Raw genomic sequence first — 24475 nt, 5'->3', positions numbered from 1 at the left:
ACGAGAGGCGGAGGCGGCGTTTCGGGAACCGGTTGCTGCGCGGTGTCACGGAGCTTCCGTCGGAGAGCACCGCACGTCAAGAGGCATGACGGACTTTCGAAAACAGTGGGTCCGCCGGGCGCAGGGGGTCCGAGTGGTTACGGTGCTGGTCAGAACCACAACCGGTTGCCGAACAGGGCCCGCAGCGCGACCCCGCCCGGGAAAACGCAGTAACCGATTTCGCACCAGAGCAGAATCAAGGGCCGCACCTGGACAGAGACGACCGCCCGCACGCCACCCTTCCCACCGATTGACCGCCGCTTCCTCGCAGATCTACGGTAGAAGGCGCTTTCTGAAACTGTTTCTGATCCGTCCAGCCAAGTCGTCCAGCGTTCAGGAGAGCCATGCCCAACCCCCAGCCGCCGAGGGCCGTGTTCGCGATGGATCCGGTGCACCTCCCGCTGCTCTTCCCCCCGCCGCTCCTGGCCCGGCTGAAGCAGGCGTCCGACCTCGACCCCGGCTTCGTCGTACGGGACTTCGCCGACCCGGCGGCCGCGGAGACCCTCGCTCGTGCGGAAGTGCTGATCACCGGGTGGGGGTGCCCGAGCCTCGACGCCGGCGTGCTCACCGCGGCGCCCCGGCTGCGCACCGTCCTGCATGCCGCGGGCTCGGTGCGTTCGCTGGTCGGCGAGGCCCTGTGGGAGCGCGGGATCACCGTGTCCAGCGCGGTGACCGGCAACGCCCTGCCGGTCGCCGAGTACACCCTCGCGATGATCCTGCTCGCCGGGAAGGACACCTTCACCCACCGCGAGCGCTTCCGTGCCACCCACGCCTACCCGACCGACGCCGAGACCGCGCACACCGGCAACGTCGGCCGCCGGATCGGGATCATCGGCGCCTCGCGCGTGGGCCGCCGGCTGCTGGAGCTGCTGCGGCCGTTCGACTTCACGCTGCTGCTGCACGACCCCTACGTCAGCCCCGCGACCGCCGCCGCCCTGGGTGCCGAACTCCTGTCGCTGGAGGACCTGTTGCGCAACAGCGACATCGTGTCGCTGCACGCCCCCGACATCCCCGAGACCTACCGCATGCTCGACGCCGGCCGGCTCGCGCTCATCCGGGACGGCGGCGTCCTGATCAACACCTCGCGCGGCGCCCTGGTCGACCCCGACGCACTCACCGACGAGCTGGTCTCCGGGCGGCTGCACGCTGTCCTCGACGTCACCGAACCGGAGCCGCTGCCCACCGGATCACCGCTCTACCGCCTGCCCAACGTGTTCCTCACCCCGCATATCGCGGGCTCGCTCGGCAACGAGCTGGAACGTCTCGGCCGTATCGTCGTGGAGGAACTGGAACGCCTGGTCGCGGGCCTGCCACCGGCCCACCAGGTACGGCACTCGGACCTGGCCCGGGTCGCGTGAGGGACGGTGCCCGCAGCCGCGCCGGGAATCGGACAGCGGCTCTCCAGCCGCCCGCGACGAGTGCAGCTCCACCCGGTTGTCCACAGCCGGGCACCCCGGAGAAACAATGGGATACGGTTTCCGCACGGGCGCGCTGCGGGGGCCGTGCGGATGTGCGGCTCCGTCGCGGGTGGGCGATGTCTGTCGACCGTCTGCGTCGTCGTGGCTGGTAGCGCAGTTCCCCGCGCCCCTTCGGGGCGCGGCCGAACCGCCGCGGACTTCGCCCGGGCCGCTCAAGGGCGCACCCTCTCGGCGTCCGGCACATGGGAGTTCTTGAGGTGAAGGAGCCGTAACGGTGAGTCAGCGCAGGACGTCCAGTGATGCCGGACGGGCCACCATCCGCGACGTGGCGGAGCGGGCAGGGGTCTCCGTCGCGAGCGTCTCGCGCGTCCTGTCCGGCAACTACCCGGTGTCGGAGGAGCTGCGCCGCCGCGTGATGAAGGTCGTCCGGGACCTGGACTACGTCACCAACGCCCACGCCCGCTCCCTCGCCGGCGGCGGCACCCCGACGGTCGCCATCCTCATCAACAACATCACCGGAGCGGCGTTCGCCCACGTGGCCAGGGGGGTCGAGGGCGCCGCCACACTGCGCGGCTGGCTCTCCCTGGTCGGCACCACCGGTGACGACCCCGAACGGGAACTCGCACTGGTCAACCTCATGCGCCAGCAGGGCGTGGCCGCGGTGGTGCTGCTCGGCGGCGCCTACGACTACGACGAGTACCAGCTGCGCATGGCCCGCTTCGCCCGTTCCCTGGACGCGGCAGGCTCCCATCTCGTCCTGGTGGGCCGGCCGCCCCTGGAGGGCGACGTCCCTGCGACCACGGTCGACTACGACAACGAGGGCGGCGCCTACGCGATGGCCAGCCATCTGCTGTCGGCCGGGCACCGCAGGGTCCTGGTGCTGCCGGGCCCCGCGGAACTCACCACGGCCCAGGGCCGGTTGAGGGGCGCCGAGCGGGCCTTCGAGGCGTACGGCGTGCCCTTCGACCCGGGCATGGTTCGGTACGGACCGTACGACGACGAGCACGGGTACAGCGCCGTCGAGACGGCCCTGCACGAGACACCGGACTTCACGGCCGTCCTCGCCGGGACGGACGTGGTCGCCGCGGGCGCCATGCAGGCCCTGCGCGCGGCCGGGCTGCGGGTACCGGAGGACGTCTCGATCGTCGGCTACGACGACATCCCGCTCGCCTCCCAGCTCACACCCCAACTGACCACCGTGCACGTGCCGTACGAGGAGATGGGCCGGGTGGCGCTGCGCGCCGTGGCCGACCGGCGCGAAGGCGGGGCGGGCCGCCGCAAGGGCACCGACGGCGACCATCTCGTGCTGGGCACCCATGTCGTCGTACGAAACTCGGTACAGCCGCCGTCGACCAGGCGCTGATGCGCCGGACACGGGTACACGGGACGCGGCCGCGCCACCCGGAAGCGAAGTTTTCGTAACCGTTTTCTGTCCTCCACCAGCGGTTTCCTCAGCCTGACATAACAAGTTCGCGCACACCTCTTGCTACAGCCGGACCTGTCGGCCTACCTTCTCGGCAACCGCTTACTACAGCTTCCGCTTGGCCGACCCCCCTCAGCCGCGAGCCGACGGATTCCGGCCGCCGCTCCCGGCCTGCACCGAGCCGCCGTCTTCTCGTTCCCAGACGCCCAACTTCCGAAGGAACACGGTCAGATGAACTTCACCAGCCCCCGGAGAAGGTTCGCCCACGCCGCTGTCGCGGGACTCGCACTCACAGGTCTGCTCTCCGCCTGCGGCGGATCGGGCTCCGGGGACGACACCAGGTCGTCGGGCCCGGTCACCCTCCCCTTCTGGGGCTGGGCCAACGGTCAGGAAGCCGTCGCCAAGGCGTTCAACGCCTCGCACAAGGACGTGAAGCTCAAGTACACCAAGGTCACCGACCAGCTGACCATGCAGAAGCAGCTGACCAACGCGGTCAAGGCGGGAAACGCGCCGTGCCTGGTGCAGAACACCGCCGAGTACGTGACCAGCTGGGTCTCCCAGGGCGCGCTCGCCGACATCAGCCAGTACGTCTCGTCGAGCAAGGACAAGTTCAACGCCGGCTCCTGGGCGAGCGCACAGGTACAGGGCAGGAGCTACGGCGTCCCGACCAGCTCCGCGCCCAACTTCACGATCTACCGCACCGACATCTTCGACAAGTACGGCATCAAGCCCCCCGCCACCTGGGACGACTTCATCGCCGCGGGCAAGGTCCTGAAGAAGCACGGCATCAAGATCACCAACTACGCCGGTGAGGACCCGAGCACCCTGGAGGTGCTCGCCATGCAGGCCGGCGCCCACTGGTACGCCATCGACGGGAACTCCTGGAAGGTCGACTTCCAGGACGCGGGCACCCTGAAGGCCGCGAAGGTGATCCAGGAGATCATCGACAACGACCTCAACTCGAAGCTGTCCTTCGCCGACTACGCGGCCGTGCAGCGCAACTACGACAACGGCGGCACCGCAACCAGGCAGATCTCCACCTGGCAGATGGCCGGCATGGTGCAGAACTTCACCAAGTCCTTCGGGAAGTGGGCGCTGTCGCCGTGGCCGTCGTACCGGGGCGAGACCGCCAAGACGCCGGCCGGCACCAACCTGACCGGCAGCGTGACCCTGGTGACCAAGCAGTGCAAGGACGTCAAGCAGGCCGCCGAGGCCGCGCTGTGGATGTCCACCAACACCGGCGCGGTCACGACGATGGCGAGCCCGACGACCGGCAACGGCGTGATGCCGGCGCTCGCCGACTCCAACTCGTACGTCGGTGGGGCGATCTCCGACAAGCTGCTCGGCAAGAACTACCAGCCCGCCCAGAAGGTGGTCACCGACAGCCTGAACACCATCACCACGGACTGGACCTTCGGGCCGGACTGGACCGCCATGTTCACCGAGATGCAGGCCGGCTGGGCCAAGGTCGTCAGCAAGGAGGAGAAGGTCACCGATCTGCTGGCGCACATGCAGGGCTGGACGGTCAAGGACCTGAAGTCCCGCGGCATCAGCGTCAAGGGCTAGAGGCCGGGGTCGAGAACCGATGATTCGCTCACTGCGCTGGAAGGGTGCCGCCTTCACGGTGCCCTTCCAGCTCGGCTTCGTCTTCCTCTATCTGCTCCCGATCGGCTACGCGGTCTACCAGTCGCTGTACAAGGAGCAGCAGTCCGGGCTGGGTCTCGGCGGCTCGACGGAGAAGTTCACCGGGCTGGACAACTACCAACAGGGCCTGACCGACCCGGCGTTCATGGGCTCGGTGCTGCGGGTGGTGCTGTTCGCCTGTGTGCAGATCCCCGTGATGCTGCTGATCAGCCTGCTGCTGGCGCTGCTCCTGGACACGCTGACCTCGAAGGTCGCCGGCCGGTTCCGGATCCTGCTCCTGGTGCCCTACATGATCCCCGGCGTGGTCGCCGCGCTCGTGTGGATCAACCTGTACAGCCCGGACGTCGGTCCGCTGACCCCGCTGGGCAAGGTCTTCGGCTTCGACTGGAACTTCTTCGCTCCGTCGATGGTGTGGCCGTCCATCGGCAATCTGCTCACCTGGCACGGCGTCGGCTACAACATGGTGATCATCTACTCGGCGCTGCAGGGCGTCCCGCGCGAGCTGTTCGAGGCCGCGCGGCTCGACGGCGCCTCCGAGCGGCGGATCGCGCTCAGCATCAAGATCCCCTTCGTACGGGGCGCGTTGGTGCTGACCGGCATGCTGTCGATCATCCAGATGCTGCAGATCTTCAACGAGCCCGCGTTGTTCCGGAACATCACCCCGCAGACGGTCAGCGACAGCTTCACCCCGATCATGATCATCTACAACCAGGCGTTCAACGCCGGCAACTACCACTACGCCGCGGCTCTGTCGGTGCTCCTGGCCCTCATCCTCGGCGTCGCCTCCTTCCTCTTCTACCGGCTGACCGCAAAGGAGGCGGACTGATGACGATCACCGAAGAGCGCACCGAGCCGCGTGCCGTCCGGCGCCTCAACCGCCCGGACGCCGCGGCCAGTTCCCGCGGCGGCCAGCGCTTTCTCCTCGTCGGCCTGACGCTGGCCAGCGTCTACAGCCTCTTCCCGGTCTGGTGGCTGATCGTCTCCGCCACCAAGGACCGCGTCGGCCTCTACCAGAGCAACGGCCTGTGGTTCTCCGGCTGGCACCTCTGGAACAACCTGCACCAGCTGTTCACCTACGAGCACGGCATCTTCCTGCGCTGGACCGCCAACTCCCTCCTGTACGCGGGGGTGGGCTCCCTCGGCGGCACCCTGCTCGCCCTCGCCACGGGTTACGGTCTCGCCCGCTTCGAATTCCCGGGCCGCAACCTGGTGTTCGCGTGCGTGGTCGGGTCGTTCCTGATCCCGATCGCGCTGCTCACCCTGCCGCTGTATCTGCTGTTCTCGCAGATCGGCATGGTCGACACGCCCTGGGCGATGCTGATCCCCTGCCTGATCAACCCGTTCAGCGTGTACCTCGCAAAGGTCTACACCGAGGCCACGATCCCGTACGAGCTGCTGGAGGCGGCCCGTATCGACGGCGCCGGTGAGCTCAGGATCTTCTTCAGCATCGTGCTGCGGATGATGACGACGGGCGGTGCCACCGTGTTCCTGCTGGCCTTCGTCAACACCTGGAACGCCTTCTTCCTGCCGCTGACCGTCCTGCGCGGCGAGGACAACTGGACCCTCAACATCGGCCTGTACAACTGGTCCGGCAAACGCCTCGAGTCCGGCGTCGACCTCACCAGTCTGGTGCTGACCGGCGCGCTGCTGTCCATCGTGCCGATGGCGATCATGATGGTGGCGATGCGCCGCTACTGGCGGACCGGCGTCACGCTGGGGGCCCTCAAGTGACCGCCGGGTCAAGGGCGTTGAAGTGACCGTCTGCCGAGGAGCCTTCAAGTGACGCTGCTGCACAACCCCGTCATCCGCGGTTTCGCCCCCGACCCCTCTCTGGTCCGGGCCGGCGACTGGTACTACGTGGCGACGAGTTCCTTCGAGTGGTTTCCGACCATCCCGGTCCACCGTTCGCGGGACCTGGCCCACTGGCAGTACGCGGGCCATGTGCGCGGTGCCGCCCCCGGGGACTCGCTGGCCGGGGTGCCGGACTCGGGCGGCATCTGGGCGCCCTCGCTGAGCTGGGACGGTGAGCGGTTCTGGGTGGTGTACTCGGTCGTCCGGTCGGTGGGGACGCCGTACTTCGACACCGACACGTACGTCAGCACGGCCGCCGAGGTGAGTGGCAGGTGGACGACCCCGCAACGGGTCGGGAGCCATGGCTTCGACCCCGCGCTCTTCCACCACGAGGGGCGGCTGTGGCTGCTCAACCTGCAGAACGACCACCGACCGGGTGGACGCCGGTTCGCCGGGATCGTCCTGACCGAGCTGGACCGGAAGACGCTGAACCCGGTCGGTGGCACCCACTTGCTGCTGCAGCACGAACGGCTCGTCGAGGGGCCGAAGCTGCTGTGGCGGGACGGCTGGTACTACCTGGTGCTGGCGGAGGGCGGCACGGGCTTCGAGCACGGGGTGCGGGTGGCACGCGCTCGCGCGGTCACCGGCCCGTACGAACTCGACGAGCGGCCGCTGCTGACATCGCGCGACGACCCGTCGCTGCCGTTGCAGAAGGCCGGCCACGGCGAGCTGGTGCGGACTCCGGGCGGGGACTGGGTGCTCAGCCACCTGACGGCCCGCCCGGTACGGACGCCGGAGGGCCCGCGCTGCACGCTGGGCCGGGAGACGGCGGTCCAGGCGGTGGCTTGGGATGAGGACGGCTGGCCGAGGATGCCGCACGGGGGTTGGCATCCGGCCGTCGAGGTCGACGTACCGACTCATCCCGAGCCGCTGCCGCCTCGGCCCACCGGCTCCGACCCCGAGCCCGAGCGGCTGTTGCCCCGACTCGCCGCCTCCGAGGGGCCGTTGGGCTGGCCGTGGAGCACTCTGCGGGCGGCCCCCGATCCGTCCTGGGCCGACACCACGAGCCGTCCGGGCTGGATCCGGCTGCGCGGCCGGCACGGGCCCGAGTCGCGGTGGGCGCACAGTCTGCTGGCCCAGCGGATCACGGAGCACCGGGCGGAGGCCGAGGTCACCGCGGAGGCACGGCCGGACACCTTCACGCAGGCCGCGGGGCTGGTGCTCCGGTACAACGCGGAGGCGTATCTGAGCCTGGACCTGACCTGGGCGGAGCACGAGGGCGAAGGGCAGCGCGGGCAGCAGTGGCGGGCAGGCGGCCGTACGGTGCTGCGGCTCGTGGAGCGCGACGAGGCGAGCACCCGGACGGTGGCCGTGGTGGACGTCGACGCGGACGCTCCGGTGACGCTCGGGGTGACGGTCGACGGGGCCGAGGCGCGGTTCTGGTGTGTGCGGGGCGGGGTGCGTACGCCGGTCGGGGAGCCGTTGGACTTCGGCAGGCTCTCCGACGACCACGGATCCAAGCTCCGCTTCACCGGGTCGATGGCCGGTATCCACGCCGTGGACCTGGTGGACGCGGAGTTCACGGCCGACTTCACCGGGTTTCGGCTGGTCTGCTGGTAGCCGTCGCGGCCGTCTGCGGCCCTTGGGGCCGCCATCTCCCGGCGCCCGTCGCCGCGTTCGAAGTTTCGAAAGTCCGAGACCCCTGAAGACCTGCGAAGTCCAGCCTCTTCCCGACGTGATCCGGTGAACTTAGTGTAGGAAGCGCTTACTGTTTCCGCGCTGGTCGAAACTTTTCATGGCCCTCGGGCGGGCCGGAGAGGTGGTTCCCGATGGTCCGTACGGGGAGTGCGAGCGTGGCCGCCGGGCCGACGCTGGCGGTCGTGGCCCGCGAGGCGGGAGTCTCCGTGCCGACCGCCTCCAAGGTGGTCAACGGCCGGGAGGACGTGGCTCCCGAGACGCGCCGCCGCGTCACCGAGGCCCTGGACCGGCTCGGCTATGTCCGCAGACCCCGGTTCGACGCGGCGAAGGTGCCGGGGCTGGTCGACCTGGTGGTGCACTCCCTGGACAGCTCCTGGTCGGGGGCGGTCCTGCAGGGGGTGGAGGCGGCGGCGCACGACGTGGGTCTCGAGGTGGTCGTCTCGGCGGGGCTCAACCGGACCCGTGGCGGGCGCCCGGAGCGCGGCTGGCTGGACAAGCTGATCGCGCGCGGTTCGTCCGGGGTGCTGTTCAACCTGGCCGAGCTGACACCCTCGCAGTACGCCTGGCTGGACACGCACCGCATCCCGTACGTCCTGATCGACCCGGTCCTCGAACCGCCGCCGGGTGTGGTGTCGGTGGGCGCGGCGAACTGGCAGGGCGGGGTCACCGCGACCGAGCACCTGCTCTCCCTCGGCCACGAACGCATCGCCGTCATCGCCGGCCACCAGCGCAAGATGTGCAGCAGCGCCCGGGTCGCCGGATACCGCTCGGCGCTGGCGACGGCGGGGGTCCGCCACCGCCCGGAGTACGTCCGGCACGCCGGCTTCGACGAGACCGTCGCGCACCGCAGGATGCTGGACCTCCTGGATCTGCCCGAACCGCCGACGGCGGTGTTCGTCTGCTCCGACCACATGGCCCTGGGGGTGTACGAGGCCCTGGCCGTACGGGGGCTGCGGGTCCCGGACGACATCAGCGTGGTGGGCTTCGACGACCTGCCCGAGTCGCGGTGGGTCGCGCCCGGTCTGACGACGATCCGGCAGCCGCTGGCGGAGATGGCGGCGGGGGCGTTGCACTTGCTTGTGCGGATGATGGAGGGGAGTCGGATGGAGGGGACGCGCACGGAGCTGTCCACCCGGCTGGTGGTGCGGGCCAGCACGGGGTGCCCCCGCCGGTAGTGCCGTTGCGGGTCGTGGGTTGTCCTCGGCGGCGTCGTGGCCGGTCGCGCCCAGGCGGCGGAGCCGCACAATGACACAGCCCCGCGCCCCTTGAGGGCGCGCCCCGAACCGCCCGGCTGAAGACGGCACCCGCCCGCGAAGCATGGCTGCCGCACGAGCGTTCCCTTGTGGTGGCTGTCTGCGTAGCCTCGGCTGCGATGGACGTCATTCCCGCACACCTGGATCATCTGGTCCTCGCGACCCCCGAGCTCGCGGGGACGGTCGCCGAGTTCGCGCGGCGGACCGGTGTGACGCCTGCGCCCGGTGGGGCGCATGTCGGGTTCGGTACGCGTAATCATCTGGTGTCGCTGGGTGGGTCCAGCTATCTGGAGATCATCGGCCCGGATCCGGAGCAGGCCGGGTCGGAGGGCCCGCGGCCCTTCGACGTCGACCAGTTGTCCTCCGCGCGAACGGTGACCTGGGCGATCGGTCCGCCCGACCTGGACGCGGCGGTCGCAAAGGCGCGGGCGCGGGGGTACGACCCCGGTCCGGTGCGCCCGATGAGCCGGCGCCGGCCGGACGGCACGCTGCTGGAGTGGCGTCTGACCGACGGCGACACCGCGCACCCGTCCGGTCTCGTCCCCTTCCTCATCGACTGGGGGGCCTCGGCCCACCCGACGTCGACGGGGCTGCCCGTCACTCCCCTGCTCCGCCTGTCGGCCACCGCCCCGGACCCCGACGAGATACGCCCGCTGCTGTCCGCCGTGGGAGCCGAGCTCGTCGTCACCGAGGGACCGGTGGGTCTCTCGTTCACGGTGGACACCCCTCACGGGCCGGTGACCTTCGGCTGAGCGTGTCCGATTCCTTCAAGACCGGCCACCGGGGTGCTGCCTACGGTGACGGCATGACTCCACGATTCGCCGTGGTCGGCCTGGTCACTTCCGACCTGGCCGCCTCACTCGCCTTCTACCGTCGCCTCGGGCTCGTCTTCCCGGAGGGGTCCGAGGACCAGCCGCACGTCGAGGCCGAGCTGCCCGGCGGGCTGACTCTCGCCCTGGACCCCGAGGAGACCGTCCGTTCCTTCCATGCCGGGTGGCAGCCGCCGTCCGGGGGCGGCCGCATCTCGCTCGCCTTCACGTGCGGGTCGCCCGCCGAGGTCGACGCCGTCTACGAGGACCTCGTGGGCGCCGGGTACCACGGCGAACTCAAGCCGTGGGACGCCTTCTGGGGGATGCGGTACGCGGTCGTGCACGATCCGGACGGCAACGGCGTCGACCTGTTCGCGCAGCTACCCTCGGCCGAGTAGCTGCCCGAGCCGCAGTCCGGCCAGCTCCTTGACGTCCCGGGCCAGATGGGCCTGGTCGGCGAAGCCCGCCCGGGCGGCCGTCTCCGCGAACGGCAGCCCCTGCCGGGCCAGCCCCAGCGCCCGCTGCAGCCGCAGCACACGGGCCAGCGTCTTCGGGCCGTAGCCGAAGGCGACCAGGGAGCGGCGGTGCAACTGGCGGGCGCCGAGGCCCAGTTCGTCGGCGGTGGCCGCGACCGGGCGGCCCTCGCCGAGGGCGGCCACGAGGTGCCGTAGCAGCGGGTCGGGGGGTTCGGCGTCGGCGGCCAGGCGCAGCGCCGCCTCCTCCAGTCCGTCTGCCGGTTCGGGAGCGGCGTGCACGTGGGCGGTGAGCCGGCGGACCTCCGCGGCCGGCCGCAGGTCGGCGAGCGGGACGCGCCGGTCGCGCAGCTCGTGGGCGGGCACGCCCAGGAGGGCGGGCGCGGTGCCGGGGTGGAAGCGGACGCCCACCCATGTTCCGGGCTCGCCCGCGGTGACGTACGCGTGCGTGTCGGGCCCCGCGACCAGGAGCCGGCCCTGGTGCCACAGCAGGTCCATGCAGCCGTCGGGCAGCACGCGTCCGGCTCCGGCCTCGGACGGGGTGTTCGTCCACACGACGGCCCCGGTCAGCCGGGACGCCCTTTCCGCGTACACGTACGAAAGGCTACGCCCCCCGCGTCCGACTGCCTGCGGGATGCCGCCGCGGCTGGGGGTGTGGAAGGAGCAACCCGGTCGGGGTGTGTGAGCGCTGCCGGCTGCCGGTGCGTTCTGGCTGGTCGCGCCCACGCGGCGGAGCCGTGGACCGACACAGCCCCGCGCCCCTTTGGGGCGCCTCAGGAGCCGTCGTGTTTGTGGTGCGGGTGGGTGCTCTTCACATGTGTCCGCAGTCTCGACGTCACGTCCTCCGGTGGCAGGAAGCGCGACCAGCGCTCCGGGAACTCGGAGGGCATGTCCGGGTCGCCCGGGTCCGTCTCGTGGCCGGCGGCCGCGCGGGCCACGTGCTCGGCCAGCTGCGCCTCGCGCAGCCGCTCGTTGGCGGCGCGGGCCGCGGCGGTCGCGGCGGCCGGCCAGACGCGGTCGATCGCGGCGTTGACCGCGGCCCCCACGAGGACCGCGAACGCGGACACACCGATCCACAGCAGTACGGCGACGGGCGCGGCCAGCGAGCCGTAGATGGTGGGGCCCTCCACCGTGCCGGTCAGGTAGATGCGCAGCAGGAAGCTGCCGAGCACCCACATCGCGAGGGCGACCAGGGCGCCGGGCACGTCCTCGATCCACGGGGAGCGGACCGGCACGGACACGTGGTACAGCGTGGTCAGGAAGGCGACCGACAGGACGATGACGACGGGCCAGTACAGGACCTGTACGACGGTCGTCGACCACGGCACGATGTTCACCACGGCGTCCGGGCCGGCGACCATCAGCGGCAGCGCGACGGAGCCGATCAGCAGGGCCACGATGAACAGCACGAAGGACACCAGGCGGGTCTTCACGATGCCCCGGACGCCGTCGAGGCCGTACATCACGGTGATGGTGTCGATGAAGACGTTCACGGCGCGGGAGCCCGACCACAGGGCGAACAGGAAGCCTATGGAGATGACGTCGGGCCGGCCGCCCTTCATGACGTCGTGCAGGATCGGCTGGGCGATCTCCGAGACGCCCTTGTCGGACAGGACGGTGCGGGACGCCTCCAGGATGTTGTTCTCCAGGCTGGCGATGGAGTGGGCGCCGGTCCAGGCGTCGACATAGCCGAGCAGGCCGATCAGGCTCAGCAGCAGCGGCGGCACGGACAGCAGTGTGAAGAACGCGGCCTCGGCGGCGAGGCCCAGGATGCGGTACTCCATGCACGAGTTCACGGTGTCCTTGAGCAGCAGCCAGGCAGTCCTGCGCTTCGAGACGTTCCGATAGAGGGCACGCGCCCGGTGGAGACGCCCGGAGGGGCTCTGCGGGGATTCACTTGCTGACTGCACGACCTAACGGTATCCGTCGTGGCCCAGTGCACTCATCCCCCGTCCCCGGCAGCCATAGGAGGAATCCGACCCATTTTCCTGTCATGTCCGCGTTGGCCGGATTGTTCGGGTGTCCCTCCGGACGGCTGCGCAACGACACACGTCGTCGACGTGATCGGAAAACCACGGGGTTGCGAAATCGCCAATGGCCGAAATGCCCTTGAACCGTTCATGAAGTTTCCGAAAGAATTCGCGTTGCATTCGTTGCGCACGCCGGGAACGGCTCAGGCGCACACGGCACGGGGGGACTTCGAGGGGCCGGGACCAGACGCCCCATACAGCCGCGTACCCGTGATCCGCATGGGATCCATGCGGGTCGCGCCGTGCTGCCCCGCGCCCTTTTCACGCGGCCACTTCACCCACTTCCGCACCATTCCGAACTCGAATCTCACCGCTTCCCAATGTTATTTAATTCCGTCCCGCCGTGAACAGCGGGAGGAGTTCCGCCGTATTTGTCTCGGGGGATTTTCATGCCGGCTCCGCACTCGTTGACGCGTACACCACCAAGAGTCCACCGAGGTGGCGCGGGTGCCAAGCGCTCCCCGGCATGTGGCGCCTGTGGCAGGTGGATTTCCCGGGCACACCGTGGCGCGAGGCGCGCAAGGGGGTTCTGCGGGATTCCTCCGACGGCTCGGCCCGGTGGCGGAATGTCCGCGCCCGGCAACAGCCCGGCAAGCGCCGGAACCGGGCGGGCCGCAAACGTCGTAAAGCCTGTAAAACCCGTAAGGAGCGCATGTGGTGGGTAAAATCGACACCGGCACCGAAAATGTACTGGCCGAGATTCTGTCAGGTGTCGTCGACAAGGAACACATACCAGTCGACAGTCACTTCTTCGACGATCTCGGCGCCAATTCCCTGACCATGGCCCACTTCTGCGCCCGGGTCAGGAAACACCCGGATCTGCCGTCGGTGTCGATGAAAGACGTGTACGGCCATCCGACGATCCGCAGGCTGGCGGCGGCCCTCGACACCGCACCGGCCCCCGTCGCCCCGGCCCGGGTCCCCGAGCCGCCCGCACCGCAGCCGGGCAGCACCCCGCGCTACCTCCTGTGCGGCGCGCTGCAGTTTCTGGCCTTCGCCGCCTACTGCGCGCTCGCCGGGATCGTCATGGGCCGGGGCTACGAGTGGATCTCCGCCGTGGACGGGGTGGTCGACGTCTATCTGCGGTCACTCGTCTTCGGGGCCGCGGTCTTCCTGGGCGCCTGTCTCGTCCCGATCGCCGCCAAGTGGCTGCTGGTCGGCCGCTGGAAGGAGACCGAGTTCCCGGTCTGGGGCCTCGCCCACGTCCGCTTCTGGACCGTCAAGGCGCTGCTGCACGCCAACCCGCTGATCCTGTTCACCGGCAGCCCGCTGTACGTGCTGTACCTGCGGGCGCTGGGCGCGAGGATCGGCAAGGGCGTCACGATCCTGACCCACACGGTGCCGGTCTGCACGGACCTGCTGACCGTCGGTGCCGGTTCGGTGATCCGCAAGGACTCCTTCGTCCTGTGCTACCAGGCGCACGCGGGCCGCATCCGCACCGGCCGCGTGACGCTCGGCCGGGACGTGTACATCGGTGAGAAGACCGTCGTCGACATCGGCACGACGATGGGTGACGGCGCCCAGCTCGGCCACTCCTCCGCCCTGTACGGCGGCGCGTCGGTCCCGGCGGGCGGGCGGTGGCACGGCTCCCCCGCCCAGCCCACGGACGTCGACTACGTCCGCGTGCCCCCGGCCCGCGTCTCGACCCTGCGCCGCGCCGTGTACGGCCTCGGCGGACTGCTGCAGATGCTGGTCGTCTACGTCCCCGTCGCGGTCGGCGGAACCTATCTGCTGCTGACGGTGGTTCCCGTCCTCGGCACGCTGCTCGACCCGACCACCGGGGACCTGGGCTCGCCCGAGTTCTACGTCGAAGCTCTGGGTTTCTCGCTCGCCGCCTACGTGGGCTTCGTGGTCCTCGGCCTCGCCGCCGTGTCCCTGCTGCCGCGCCTGCTGGGCACACTGCTGCGCCCGGACCGGGTCTACCCGCTCCACTGCTTCCACTACGCGGTGCAGCGCGCGATCGCCCGCATCAGCAACGTCAAGTTCTTCAAGTGGCTGTGCGGCGACAGCTCGTACATCGTCCACTACCTCAGGTCCATCGGCTACGACCTCTCGCTCGTCGAGCAGACGGGCTCCAACTTCGGCACCGAGGTCCAGCACGAGACACCGCACCTGGTGACCGTGGGCAGCGGCACGATGGTCGCAGACGGTCTGTCGATCGTGAACGCCGACTTCTCCGGTACGTCCTTCCGCGTCTCGCGGGCGACGATCGGCGCGCACAGCTTCCTCGGCAACAACATCGCGTATCCGAGCGGCGGCCGCACCGGCGAGAACGTCCTGCTGGCGACGAAGGTGATGGTCCCGCTGGACGGCGCACTCCGCGAGGGCGTGGGCCTGCTGGGCTCGCCCGCCTTCGAGATCCCGCGCTCGGTGGAGCGCGACAGCCGCTTCGACCATCTGCGCGAGGGTGCCGAACTGCACCGCCGGCTGGCCGCGAAGAACCGCTACAACCTGCGCTCGATGGGTCTGTTCCTGTTCGTGCGCTGGCTGCACTGGTTCGCCCTCAGCGTGATCGGCTTCGCCGCCTTCGACCTGTACGGCGGGGGCGGCACCGCCGGCGGTCTGCTGATCGGCGCGTCGCTGATCGTGGGCCTCGCGTTGAGCACCGGCTACTACGTGCTCGTGGAGCGGCTGATCACCCGCTTCCGGCCGCTGCGGCCGCGGCTGGTGTCGATCTACGACCCGCACTTCTGGTGGGTGGAACGCCTGTGGAAGGTGCCCGACAACCACCTCGCGGTGTTCAACGGGACGCCGTTCAAGAGCTTCGTCTGGCGGCTGCTGGGCGTGCGGATCGGGCGCCGGGTCTTCGACGACGGCTGCTACATCACGGACCGCACGCTCGCCGCGATCGGCGACGACTGCACGCTCGCCGCGCACACCAAGGTGCAGGCCCACTCCCAGGAGGACGGCACCTTCAAGTCCGACCACATCAGCATCGGCGCCGGCTGCACGCTCGGCACCGGAGCGCTCGTCCACTACGGCGTCTCGATGGGCGACGGCGCCGTCCTCGCGCCCGACTCCTTCCTGATGAAGGGCGAGGAGATGCCGCCCGGGGCGCACTGGGGCGGAAACCCGGCGGTCGCGCCGCGGCACGCATGACAGCAACAGGGGGGAACTGAACTCATGGAAACGATCCCGCGCTGGACGCGCGATCCGGTACCGGGCACGGCGGAGTACGAGGTCCCGCTGCCGGAGGGCCTGCCGGGCGCGGCGTCCGCCCTCGCGGCCGCACATGCCCGGGTGCTCACCGCACTGTCCGGCGAGCCCGCCGGTCACCACGACACCCTGTCCGTGACCGTCACGGACGGCATCCTGCGTCTGCGCTACCGCACCGACGTCCTCGACGCCCAGGCGGCCGCCCGCATCGCCGGCTACCACCTCACCGCGCTCACCGAACCCGACCGTCCCACCCTGCTCTCCGAGGACGAACTCCGCTTCCAGCTGGACGAGTTGGCGGGTCCGGAGCGGGAGCTGCCCGACCGGCGGGTGCACGAGCTGTTCGAACAGCGGGTGGCCCTGCACCCGGACGCGGTGGCCGTCGTGCAGGACGGACGGCAGTGGACCTACCGGGAGCTCAACTCCCGTGCCAACCGCGTCGCCCGGGCGCTGCTCGCCCGCGGGCTGCGGCGTGAGGGCGTGGTCGCGGTGGTGATGGAGCGGAACCCGGACTGGCCGGCCGCCGTGCTCGGCGTGCTGAAGGCGGGTGGTGTGTATCTGCCGGTCGAGCCGCACTTCCCCGCGGACCGCACAGCGCGGACCCTCGCCCGGGCCGACTGCCAGCTGGTCCTCACCGAACCCGGCAGCGACGGCAACGTCGGCCGGGCGGCCCGGAAGCTGTTCGTCGACACCGCGTACGCCGAGGGCCACTCCGACGGCGACCTGGGCATCCCCGTCACCGCGGACCAGCTCGCGTACATCTACTTCACCTCCGGCTCCACCGGCGAGCCCAAAGGGGCGATGTGCGAGCACGCCGGCTTCGTCAACCACGTCCTCGCCAAGATCGGCGACCTGGGGATCGGGGCCGGCCGGACGGTCGCCCAGACCGCGCCGCAGTGCTTCGACATCTCCCTGTGGCAGCTGGTCTCCGCGCTGCTCGTCGGCGGGCGGACGCTGCTGGTCGGGCAGGAGACGATCCTGGACGTGCCACGGTTCGTGGACACGGTCGTACGGGGCCGGGTGAACGTGCTCCAGATCGTGCCGTCGTATCTGGAGGCCGTGCTCGCCGAGCTGGAGCAGCGGCCGCGGGAACTGCCCGACCTGCGCTGTGTGTCGGTCACCGGGGAGGCGGTCAAGAAGGAGCTGGTGCAGCGCTGGTTCGACGCGATGCCCGGGATCCGGCTCGTCAACGCCTATGGTCTGACGGAGACTTCGGACGACACCAACCACGAGGTCATGGACCGGGTGCCGGACCAGGAGCGGGTGCCGCTCGGGCGGCCGGTCGCGAACGTGCGGGTGTACGTCGTCGACGAGGACCTGGTGCCCGTGCCGCTGGGCGCGCCCGGCGAGATCGTCTTCTCCGGGGTGTGCGTGGGGCGTGGGTACGTCAACGACCCCGAGCGCACGAAGGCCGCCTTCACCGACGACCCGTACCGGCCCGGCGAGCGGCTGTACCGCAGCGGCGACCACGGGCGCTGGCTGCCCGACGGGAAGCTGGAGTTCCTCGGCCGCCGGGACAGCCAGGTCAAGATCCGCGGGTTCCGCGTGGAGATCGGCGAGATCGAGAACGCGCTGCTGCGGGTGCCCGGCGTGCGGGACGGCGCCGTGGTCGTCGTACGGAGTGCGCAGCTGGTGGCGTTCTGCACCGGGTCGGAGCCGGTGGGCGCCGACGAGGTGCAGGGCAAGCTGGCCGCCTCGCTGCCGCCGTACATGGTGCCGGCGGTCGTGCACTGGCGGGAGCGGCTGCCGCTGACCGGTAACGGCAAGACGGACCGCAAGACGCTGAGGGCGCTCGCCGAGGAGCTCGACGCGGGCGATTCCGGTGCGCCGGAGACGGCCGCCGAGCGGCGGTTGGCCGCCGCGTGGGCCGAGGTACTCGGCATTCACGCCGACCGGATCGGGCGCCTGGACCACTTCTTCGACCTCGGCGGTACCTCGTTGTCCGCCGTGAGGCTCGCTGTCGCCCTTGACCGGGCGATCACCCTCAAGGACGTCACCCACCATCCGGTCCTCGCCGACCTGGCGGGGCTGCTCGGCGCCCCGCCGGGCGGGCGGTGAATTGTCTGCGGGTGCGTGGGGGCTGGTCGCGCCCACGCGGCGGAGCCGCACATCGATGCAGCCCCGCGCCCCTTCAGGGCGCAACCGAACCGGAGCCGGCTTGATCCGGCCTGCTTGGAATCAGTACCACTGAAAGGAAGCGTGCAATGACGCACTCGTCCCCCGTCCTGCTACCGGACATCGAACAGACGCCCGGCCGTCCACCACTCCTGCACGCCAAGTCCGCTGGAGACCCCGCAAGTTGGGCCGCCCAGCACCGGCACGCGCTGCGGGCCGCGGTCGGGGAGCACGGCAGTCTGATGGTCCGCGGACTGAGCCTGACCGGACCCGCGGTCACGGAGGAGGTGTTCCGGCATCTCTCCAGCGGCCGGCTGATGGCCGACCGGGAGCCCTTCGCACCCCGCCGCTCCTACGCCGACGGCGTGTACTCCTCCTCCAAGTGGCCGCCCAACCAGCAGATGTGCATGCACCACGAGCTCAGCTACGCCCTGGAGTTCCCCGGTCTGCTGCTCTTCGCCTGTCTGGTGGCGCCGGAGAAGGGCGGCGCGACCGCGGTCGCCGACGGCCCGACCGTGCTCCGGGCGCTCCCCGCGGGCCTGGTCGAGCGGTTCGAGCGGGAGGGCTGGCTGCTGACCCGGACGTACAACGACGAGATCGGGGCGTCGGTCGCCGAGTCCTTCGGCACCGACGACCGGGCCGCCGTCGAGCGCTACTGCCGCGCGAACGCCATCGAGTTCGCCTGGCAGGACGACGGCTCGCTGCACACCCGGCAGCACCGCAGCGCCGTCGTACGCCACCCGGTGAGCGGCCGGCGCTGCTGGTTCAACCAGATCGCCTTCCTCAACGAGTGGACGATGGACCCCGAGGTGCGCGAGTACCTGGTCGACATGTACGGCCCCGACGGCCTCCCCTTCAACACCCGGTTCGGGAACGGCGATCCGCTCGACGAGGACATCGTCCGGACCGTCAACGAGGTCTACGAGGCCCACACCCTGCGCGAGCCGTGGCACTCCGGTGACCTGCTGCTCGTCGACAACATCCGCACCGCGCACAGCAGGGAGCCCTTCGACGGGCCGCGCGAGGTGCTGGCCGCGCTGGGCGACTCGGTGCGGCTGACGGACTGCGCGCCGACCATCGAGGTGAGGACCGCATGACCGCCGAGGAAAGTGCCACTCGAAGCGCCCTGGGCGCACCGCCGTTCGCCGTGATCTCCGGCGAGCAGGTGCAGTCGGTGCTGCACGGCCGGGAGCCGGAGATCGCCGAGCTCGTCGAGGCCGTGTACCGGCTGCACGGGGCGGGCGACTCGGTGAACCCGCCGTCGTACTTCCTGCGCTTTTCCGACCGCCCGACGTCCCGGATCATCGCGCTGCCCGCCTCGCTCGGCGGACCGCTGCGGGTGAACGGCCTGAAGTGGATCTCCAGCTTCCCGGAGAACACGAGGTCGGGCCTGCCGCGCGCCTCCGCCGTACTGATCCTCAACGACCCGGACACCGGCTACCCGTTCGCGTGCCTGGAGAGCTCGGTCATCAGCGCGACGCGCACGGCGTCCTCGGCGGCGCTGGCCGCCGACCGGCTGAGCCGGACCCGCCCGCGTCCGACCCGGGTCGGCTTCGTCGGCACGGGCCTCATCGCCCGCTACATCCACACCCATCTCACCGCCACCGGCTGGGAGTTCGAGGAGACGGGCGGGTACGACCTGTCGCCCGACAGCGCGGCCGGCTTCCGCGGCTACCTGGAGCGCTCGGGCGCCAAGGGACACGTCACGCTCCACGACGACCCCGAAACCCTGATCCGCTCCTGCGACCTGCTGGTGTTCGCCACGGTCGCGTCCGCACCGCACATCCACGACCCGTCGTGGTTCTCCCACCACCCGCTGGTGCTGCACGTGTCGCTGCGCGACCTGGACCCCGGGATCCTGCTCGCGTCGGCCAACTACGTCGACGACGTCGAGCACTGCCTGAAGGCGGAGACCTCGCCGCACCTGGCCGAACAGCTGACGGGGAGCCGGGATTTCCTCGACGGCACGCTGAACGACGTACTGACCGGGCGGGCGACCGTCCCCAAGGACCGGACGGTCGTGTTCTCCCCGTTCGGGCTGGGGGTGCTCGACCTCGCGGTCGGCAAGTTCGTCCACGACGAAGTGGCCCGGAGGGGCGGGCTGCACGTCGTGGACGGGTTCTTCCACGAGCTGCGCCGGCACGGCTGACCTGCCGGTCGTCGTGGCGCATGAGGAGGGGGGCAGCATGCCCGTCATTTCTGATCCCGTTCAGTTCAACGAGGAGGAGCTCTACGTCGACCTTCGGGCCGCGCTGGGGCTGCCGCTGTACCTGAAGTGCGAGGGCTTCAACTTCGCCGGCTCGATCAAGCTCAAGGCGGCCACCGAGATGGTCGACGCCGCCGAACGCGACGGACTGCTGCGGCCGGGCTCGGTCCTGGTCGAGTCGTCGTCCGGGAACCTGGGCGTGGCGCTGAGCGTGATCGCGGCGAGCCGGGGCCACCGGTTCCTGTGCGTGACGGACACGCGCTGCAACCAGCCGACGATCCGGCTGATGGAGTCCCTCGGCAGCAAGGTGCACATCATCGAGGAACCGGACGCGCGCGGTGGTTTCCTGGGCGCGCGGCTGGCGTACGTCAACGCACTGTGCGCGTCCGACGACCGGTACATCTGGCTGAACCAGTACACCAACCAGGGCAACTGGAAGGCGCACTACCGCACCACCGCCCCCGCCATCGCCCGCAGATTCCCGCACCTGGACGTCCTGTTCGTCGGGGCCGGCACGACCGGGACCCTGATGGGCTGCGCCCGCTGGTTCTGGCAGTGGCGGCGCCGGGTGCGCATCGTGGCCGTCGACAGCGTCGGCTCGGTGAGCTTCGGCGGGGCGCCGGGGCTCCGGATGATCCCGGGGCTCGGGACGAGCGTGCCGCCGGCGCTGCTCGACGAGTCGTACGTGGACCATCTGGTCCGCGTCGAGGAGAGCGACGCCGTCCTCGCCTGCCGCCGCCTGGCCGCCCGCGGCTTCATGTTCGGCGGCTCCACGGGCACCGTGATCAGCGGCGCCGGCCAGTGGCTCGCCGAACACGGCCACCAGGGCCTCACCTCGGTCGCCATCGCCCCGGACCTGGGCGAACGCTATCTGGACACGGTGTACCGGGAGGGCTGGCCGGCGAACGCGATGGAACCGGAACCGGCGATGGCGCGGCTGGCGTAATTCAGCCCGTCGTGAGGGTCCCCCGCTTGAGCGAAGCCGAGAGTGAGGGGAGTTCGAGGACGAGGCCGTTCAGGCCGATGCGGGGGTCCAGGGGGCGCGGCCCCCTGGTGGCCCACGACACCGGCCAGGGGTACCTTCGCCGCATGGCACGCCGCACACACACCGTGACCAACCAGCCCCCGCCCCTGGCCGACTACGACCTCTTCGGCGCCGACCATGCCCTCACCGAGGCCGTCGAGCGGCACCTGGACCCCGAGCTGCTCGACGAGGCGCACGGCGACCTGGCCGCGCTCGGCCGGGCCTCCGGTTCGGCGCAGCTGCAGGAATGGGCGGTCCAGGCCAACGAGAACCCGCCCCGGCTGCGTACCCACGACCGCCACGGCCACCGTGTCGACGAGGTGGACTTCCACCCCGCCTGGCACCGGCTGCTCGGCAAGGGTGTCTCAGCGGGGCTGACCGCGGCCTGGGCCCGGCCCGGCGGCCATGTCCGCAGAGCAGCCGCGTTCCTGGTGTGGACGCAGGTCGAGGCCGGGAACCTCTGCCCCCTGTCGATGACCCACGCCGCCGTCCCCGCGCTCCGCACCGACCCGGCCCTGGCCGCCGAGTGGGAGCCGCGGCTCACGTCCATGGTCTACGACCGCGAGCTGCGGCCCGCCCGCCTCAAGGCCGGGGCCCTGTTCGGGATGGGCATGACGGAGAAGCAGGGCGGCAGCGACGTACGCGCCAACACGACGACCGCACGGCCGCTCGCCGAGGAGGGGACGTACGAACTCACCGGGCACAAGTGGTTCTGCTCGGCCCCGATGTCCGACGGGTTTCTGGTGCTCGCCCAGGCTCCGGACGGGCTCACCTGCTTCCTCGTGCCGCGCGTCCTGGAGGACGGCTCCCGCAACGTCTTTCTGATCCAGCGGCTCAAGGAGAAGCTCGGCAACCGCTCCAACGCCTCCAGCGAGGTCGAGTTCGACGGCACCTGGGCCCGCCGGGTCGGCGAGGAGGGGCGCGGGGTGCGGACCATCATCGACATGGTGGCGGCGACCCGGCTGGACTGCGTGCTGGGGTCGGCGGGCCTGATGCGGCAGGCGGTCGCGCAGGCCGTGCACCACTGCACGTACCGGGAGGTGTTCGGCGCGAAGCTCGTCGACCAGCCGCTGATGCGCAACGTCCTGGCCGACCTGGCCCTGGAGTCCGAGGCGGCGACCACGCTCGCGATGCGTCTCGCCGCCGCCTGTGACGAGGGCGGCGAGCAGGAGCGGGCGCTGCTGCGGATCGCCGTACCGGCCGCCAAGTACTGGGTGACCAAGCGCTGTACGCCGGTCACGGTCGAGGCCGCCGAGTGCCTGGGCGGCAACGGGTACGTCGAGGAGTCGGGGCTGCCCCGGCTGGTGCGCGAGTCGCCGCTCAACTCGATCTGGGAGGGCGCCGGGAACGTACAGGCGCTGGACGTGCTGCGCGCCCTGCGGCGCGAGCCGCAGGCACTCGACGCCTACCTCCAGGAGGTCGGCAGGGCCCGCGGCGCCGACCACCGCCTGGACGGTGCGATCAAGGACCTGCTGACCGAGCTGGCCGACCTGGACGGGATCGAGGGGCGGGCCCGGCGGCTGACGGAGCGGCTCGCCCTGGTGCTCCAGGGTTCGCTGCTCGTCCGGTTCGCCCCGCCGGAGGTGGCCGACGCCTTCTGTGGCTCACGGCTGGGCGGCGACAGCGGCGCGGCCTTCGGGACACTGCCCCACACCCTGGACCTGGCGTCGGTGGTGGAGCGGGCCCGGCCGGTGTCCTGAACTGCATTCATGTCGTACGGGGGTGGTGCTGCGCCGACACGGCACCACCCCCGCCCAACCGGCCCGTTCGAGGCCACGAACACCGCTCGGGACGGCGTCGCTCAATATTCAATCAAGCCGGAGCCCGTCCACCAGGGTTGCAAGGGGTTGCAACTTGCTGCTGTCTGTCGCTGGACTGTGCCCGTCCGTCGGGAACGAACGGCACTATGAGACGGACAGTACGGACGACTCCGGCTCCGTGGCCGAAACGCGGCGAGAAACCGGTTGTCCGAGCCCTTCTTCCGGGAGGCCGAGTGGTGCACCCGCCGACGGACGTGACGCAGCTCGCCGTGGTCGACTCGGCGCGCGCGGCGCGGGTACTCAGCGAGGTCCGCGCCGCCAGGCTCTCCGGGCAGCGCACGCCCGTCGCGCCGCGCCCGGTGATCGAGCAGTCCTGGGGGCGCATGCTGCGCAGCGGTATCGACCCCGAACGCGACCACCGGTCGGGGCTGCTGCCCTCCGACGAGGTGCGGCGGCGCCGGGAGAGCACGACTCTGCGGCACGTCCTGCCGGTGCTGCGGGAGGGGCTGCTGTCGGTCGCGGACGTCGCCCACCACATCATGGTGGTCGCCGACGAGGACGGCCGGGTGCTGTGGCGCGAGGGCAGTGCGCCCGTCCTGCGCAAGGCCGACGGGCTCGGCTTCGAACTGGGCGCCGACTGGCGGGAGGACGTCGTCGGGACGAACGGCATCGGCACCCCGGCGGTGGTGCGCCGGCCCGTGCAGGTCTTCGCCTCCGAGCACTTCGTGCGCTCGCAGACATCCTGGACCTGTACCGGCGCGCCCATCACCGACCCGCGCGACGGCCGGCTGATCGGTGTCGTGGACGTCAGCGGACCGCTGGAGACGATGCACCCGGCCACGCTCGCCTGGGTCGACTCGGTGGCCAAGCTCGCCGAGGCCCGGCTGCGCGAGCTGCACCTGACCTCGCTGGAGCGGCTGCGGGCGGTGGCCGCGCCCGTGCTGGCCCGGGTGGGCGGCCGGGCCCTGGCGGTGGACCGGGACGGCTGGACCGCGGCGGTGACCGGGATCCCGTACACCGGCCGGGTCTCCCTGCCGAAGTCCCTGACGGCGGGCCGCCGGTGGGTGCCGCCGCTCGGTCTGTGCTCGGTGGAGCCGCTGGCCGAGGGCTGGCTGATCCGGGCCACGGACGAGTCGGTGCCGCGCGGCGCCACGCGCATCGTGCTGGACCTGACGCAGCCGCGCCGCTGGTCGGTCACGGTGTCCGGGTCCGCGGGCTCCTGGAGCCACGAACTGAGCCCCCGGCACGCCGAGTTGCTCTATCTGCTCGCCCTGCACCGCACTGGCCGCAGCGCGGCGGGCCTGGCCGAGGAGGTGTTCGGCGACCCGGCCCGTACGGTCACGGTGCGCGCCGAGATGTCCCGAGTACGGCGCTATCTCGGCGGGTTGCTGGAGCACCGGCCGTACCGCTTCGCGGAGGACGCGGAGGTGGAGCTGCTCCTGCCGGCCGACTCGCGCGATCTTCTGCCGCAGTCGACGGCACCGGCGGTGATCAACGTACGGCGGCCGGCCGATCCGCCCTGAACGTGTCCGACACATACCCCTGAGTGACCACACGGCCGCATCTTCCGCATATTTGCACGGTCTTCCTCCCCGACCGCCCCGGACTGCCGTAGCATCCCTCTACGGGCCACCCC

Annotated in this window: 18 protein-coding genes; 16 read left to right on the top strand and 2 right to left on the bottom strand. The window is 70.8% G+C overall.

Going from position 1 to position 24475, the window contains the following annotated elements; genetic code table 11:
- Positions 1-383: 383 nt before the first annotated feature.
- The 9 genes from LJ657_RS05720 to LJ657_RS05680 all read left to right on the top strand — a co-directional run bounded on the left by LJ657_RS05720 (position 384) and on the right by LJ657_RS05680 (position 10473).
- Positions 384-1397, top strand: coding sequence for a hydroxyacid dehydrogenase (locus tag LJ657_RS05720; protein WP_232647117.1), 1014 nt, complete (start codon positions 384-386; stop codon positions 1395-1397).
- A 334-nt stretch (positions 1398-1731) separates the two neighbouring features.
- On the top strand, positions 1732-2820 hold the full coding sequence (locus LJ657_RS05715; protein ID WP_232647116.1) for a LacI family DNA-binding transcriptional regulator: 1089 nt from the start codon (positions 1732-1734) through the stop codon (positions 2818-2820).
- 291 nt (positions 2821-3111) lie between these two features.
- The gene (locus tag LJ657_RS05710; RefSeq protein WP_232647115.1) at positions 3112-4446 is read left to right on the top strand and encodes an ABC transporter substrate-binding protein; all 1335 of its coding nucleotides are present in this window, start codon (positions 3112-3114) and stop codon (positions 4444-4446) included.
- A 19-nt stretch (positions 4447-4465) separates the two neighbouring features.
- Positions 4466-5350 carry a carbohydrate ABC transporter permease gene (locus LJ657_RS05705; RefSeq protein WP_232647114.1) on the top strand — a complete coding sequence of 295 codons (885 nt, stop codon included), beginning with the start codon at positions 4466-4468 and terminating at the stop codon, positions 5348-5350.
- Entirely contained in the window at positions 5350-6255 is a 906-nt protein-coding gene (locus LJ657_RS05700; protein WP_232647113.1) for a carbohydrate ABC transporter permease, read from the top strand. Before LJ657_RS05705 ends, LJ657_RS05700 begins: the two co-directional genes overlap by 1 nt.
- Positions 6256-6303: 48 nt before the next feature.
- Complete coding sequence (locus LJ657_RS05695; RefSeq protein ID WP_232647112.1) at positions 6304-7935, top strand: glycoside hydrolase family 43 protein; 1632 nt, start codon at positions 6304-6306, stop codon at positions 7933-7935.
- A 209-nt stretch (positions 7936-8144) separates the two neighbouring features.
- Positions 8145-9188: a LacI family DNA-binding transcriptional regulator gene (locus LJ657_RS05690; protein ID WP_232647111.1), complete on the top strand. Its 1044-nt coding sequence runs from the start codon at positions 8145-8147 to the stop codon at positions 9186-9188.
- Between the two features lie 197 nt (positions 9189-9385).
- Entirely contained in the window at positions 9386-10018 is a 633-nt protein-coding gene (locus tag LJ657_RS05685; RefSeq protein ID WP_232647110.1) for a VOC family protein, read from the top strand.
- A 53-nt stretch (positions 10019-10071) separates the two neighbouring features.
- On the top strand, positions 10072-10473 hold the full coding sequence (locus LJ657_RS05680; RefSeq protein ID WP_232647109.1) for a VOC family protein: 402 nt from the start codon (positions 10072-10074) through the stop codon (positions 10471-10473).
- On the opposite strand, the gene LJ657_RS05675 is transcribed toward LJ657_RS05680, so the two are convergent.
- Both LJ657_RS05675 and LJ657_RS05670 read right to left on the bottom strand, forming a co-directional pair.
- Entirely contained in the window at positions 10456-11142 is a 687-nt protein-coding gene (locus LJ657_RS05675) for a DUF6597 domain-containing transcriptional factor (RefSeq protein ID WP_232647108.1), read from the bottom strand. The genes LJ657_RS05680 and LJ657_RS05675 overlap by 18 nt on opposite strands.
- Before the next feature lie 179 nt (positions 11143-11321).
- Positions 11322-12458 (bottom strand): YihY/virulence factor BrkB family protein, encoded by a 1137-nt coding sequence (locus tag LJ657_RS05670; RefSeq protein WP_232647107.1) that lies wholly within the window; start codon positions 12456-12458, stop codon positions 11322-11324.
- A 777-nt stretch (positions 12459-13235) separates the two neighbouring features.
- Between LJ657_RS05670 and LJ657_RS05665 the strand changes: the two genes are divergently transcribed.
- The 7 genes from LJ657_RS05665 (at position 13236) to LJ657_RS05635 (ending at position 24362) form a co-directional block, all read left to right on the top strand.
- Positions 13236-15677 (top strand): Pls/PosA family non-ribosomal peptide synthetase, encoded by a 2442-nt coding sequence (locus tag LJ657_RS05665; protein WP_232647106.1) that lies wholly within the window; start codon positions 13236-13238, stop codon positions 15675-15677.
- Between the two features lie 24 nt (positions 15678-15701).
- A complete protein-coding gene (locus LJ657_RS05660; protein WP_232647105.1) occupies positions 15702-17792 on the top strand; it encodes a non-ribosomal peptide synthetase in 2091 nt (696 codons plus the stop codon).
- 146 nt (positions 17793-17938) lie between these two features.
- Entirely contained in the window at positions 17939-18946 is a 1008-nt protein-coding gene (locus LJ657_RS05655; RefSeq protein ID WP_232647104.1) for a TauD/TfdA family dioxygenase, read from the top strand.
- Positions 18943-19998: a 2,3-diaminopropionate biosynthesis protein SbnB gene (sbnB, locus tag LJ657_RS05650; protein WP_232647103.1), complete on the top strand. Its 1056-nt coding sequence runs from the start codon at positions 18943-18945 to the stop codon at positions 19996-19998. The genes LJ657_RS05655 and sbnB overlap by 4 nt, the downstream gene beginning before the upstream one ends.
- A 37-nt stretch (positions 19999-20035) precedes the next feature.
- Complete coding sequence (gene sbnA, locus LJ657_RS05645) at positions 20036-21001, top strand: 2,3-diaminopropionate biosynthesis protein SbnA (RefSeq protein ID WP_232647102.1); 966 nt, start codon at positions 20036-20038, stop codon at positions 20999-21001.
- Between the two features lie 143 nt (positions 21002-21144).
- Positions 21145-22779: an acyl-CoA dehydrogenase family protein gene (locus LJ657_RS05640; RefSeq protein ID WP_232647101.1), complete on the top strand. Its 1635-nt coding sequence runs from the start codon at positions 21145-21147 to the stop codon at positions 22777-22779.
- A gap of 293 nt (positions 22780-23072) precedes the next feature.
- Positions 23073-24362 carry a GAF domain-containing protein gene (locus LJ657_RS05635; RefSeq protein ID WP_232647100.1) on the top strand — a complete coding sequence of 430 codons (1290 nt, stop codon included), beginning with the start codon at positions 23073-23075 and terminating at the stop codon, positions 24360-24362.
- Positions 24363-24475: the final 113 nt, after the last annotated feature.

It is taken from the genome of Streptomyces guryensis (assembly GCF_021261325.1).
Lineage (GTDB): Bacteria > Actinomycetota > Actinomycetes > Streptomycetales > Streptomycetaceae > Streptomyces > Streptomyces guryensis.
The sequence above is the reverse complement of the archived record's forward strand: the minus strand, read 5'-3'. Positions and strand labels throughout refer to the sequence as shown.

Excerpts from the sequence above, each read along its gene's own strand:
- LJ657_RS05720 (WP_232647117.1), top strand. The coding sequence starts at position 384 with ATGCCCAACCCCCAGCCGCCGAGGGCCGTGTTCGCGATGGATCCGGTG.
- LJ657_RS05710 (WP_232647115.1), top strand. The coding sequence starts at position 3,112 with ATGAACTTCACCAGCCCCCGGAGAAGGTTCGCCCACGCCGCTGTCGCG.
- LJ657_RS05705 (WP_232647114.1), top strand. The coding sequence starts at position 4,466 with ATGATTCGCTCACTGCGCTGGAAGGGTGCCGCCTTCACGGTGCCCTTC.
- LJ657_RS05700 (WP_232647113.1), top strand. The coding sequence starts at position 5,350 with ATGACGATCACCGAAGAGCGCACCGAGCCGCGTGCCGTCCGGCGCCTC.
- LJ657_RS05690 (WP_232647111.1), top strand. The coding sequence starts at position 8,145 with ATGGTCCGTACGGGGAGTGCGAGCGTGGCCGCCGGGCCGACGCTGGCG.
- LJ657_RS05685 (WP_232647110.1), top strand. The coding sequence starts at position 9,386 with ATGGACGTCATTCCCGCACACCTGGATCATCTGGTCCTCGCGACCCCC.
- LJ657_RS05680 (WP_232647109.1), top strand. The coding sequence starts at position 10,072 with ATGACTCCACGATTCGCCGTGGTCGGCCTGGTCACTTCCGACCTGGCC.
- LJ657_RS05660 (WP_232647105.1), top strand. The coding sequence starts at position 15,702 with ATGGAAACGATCCCGCGCTGGACGCGCGATCCGGTACCGGGCACGGCG.
- LJ657_RS05655 (WP_232647104.1), top strand. The coding sequence starts at position 17,939 with ATGACGCACTCGTCCCCCGTCCTGCTACCGGACATCGAACAGACGCCC.
- sbnB (WP_232647103.1), top strand. The coding sequence starts at position 18,943 with ATGACCGCCGAGGAAAGTGCCACTCGAAGCGCCCTGGGCGCACCGCCG.
- sbnA (WP_232647102.1), top strand. The coding sequence starts at position 20,036 with ATGCCCGTCATTTCTGATCCCGTTCAGTTCAACGAGGAGGAGCTCTAC.
- LJ657_RS05640 (WP_232647101.1), top strand. The coding sequence starts at position 21,145 with ATGGCACGCCGCACACACACCGTGACCAACCAGCCCCCGCCCCTGGCC.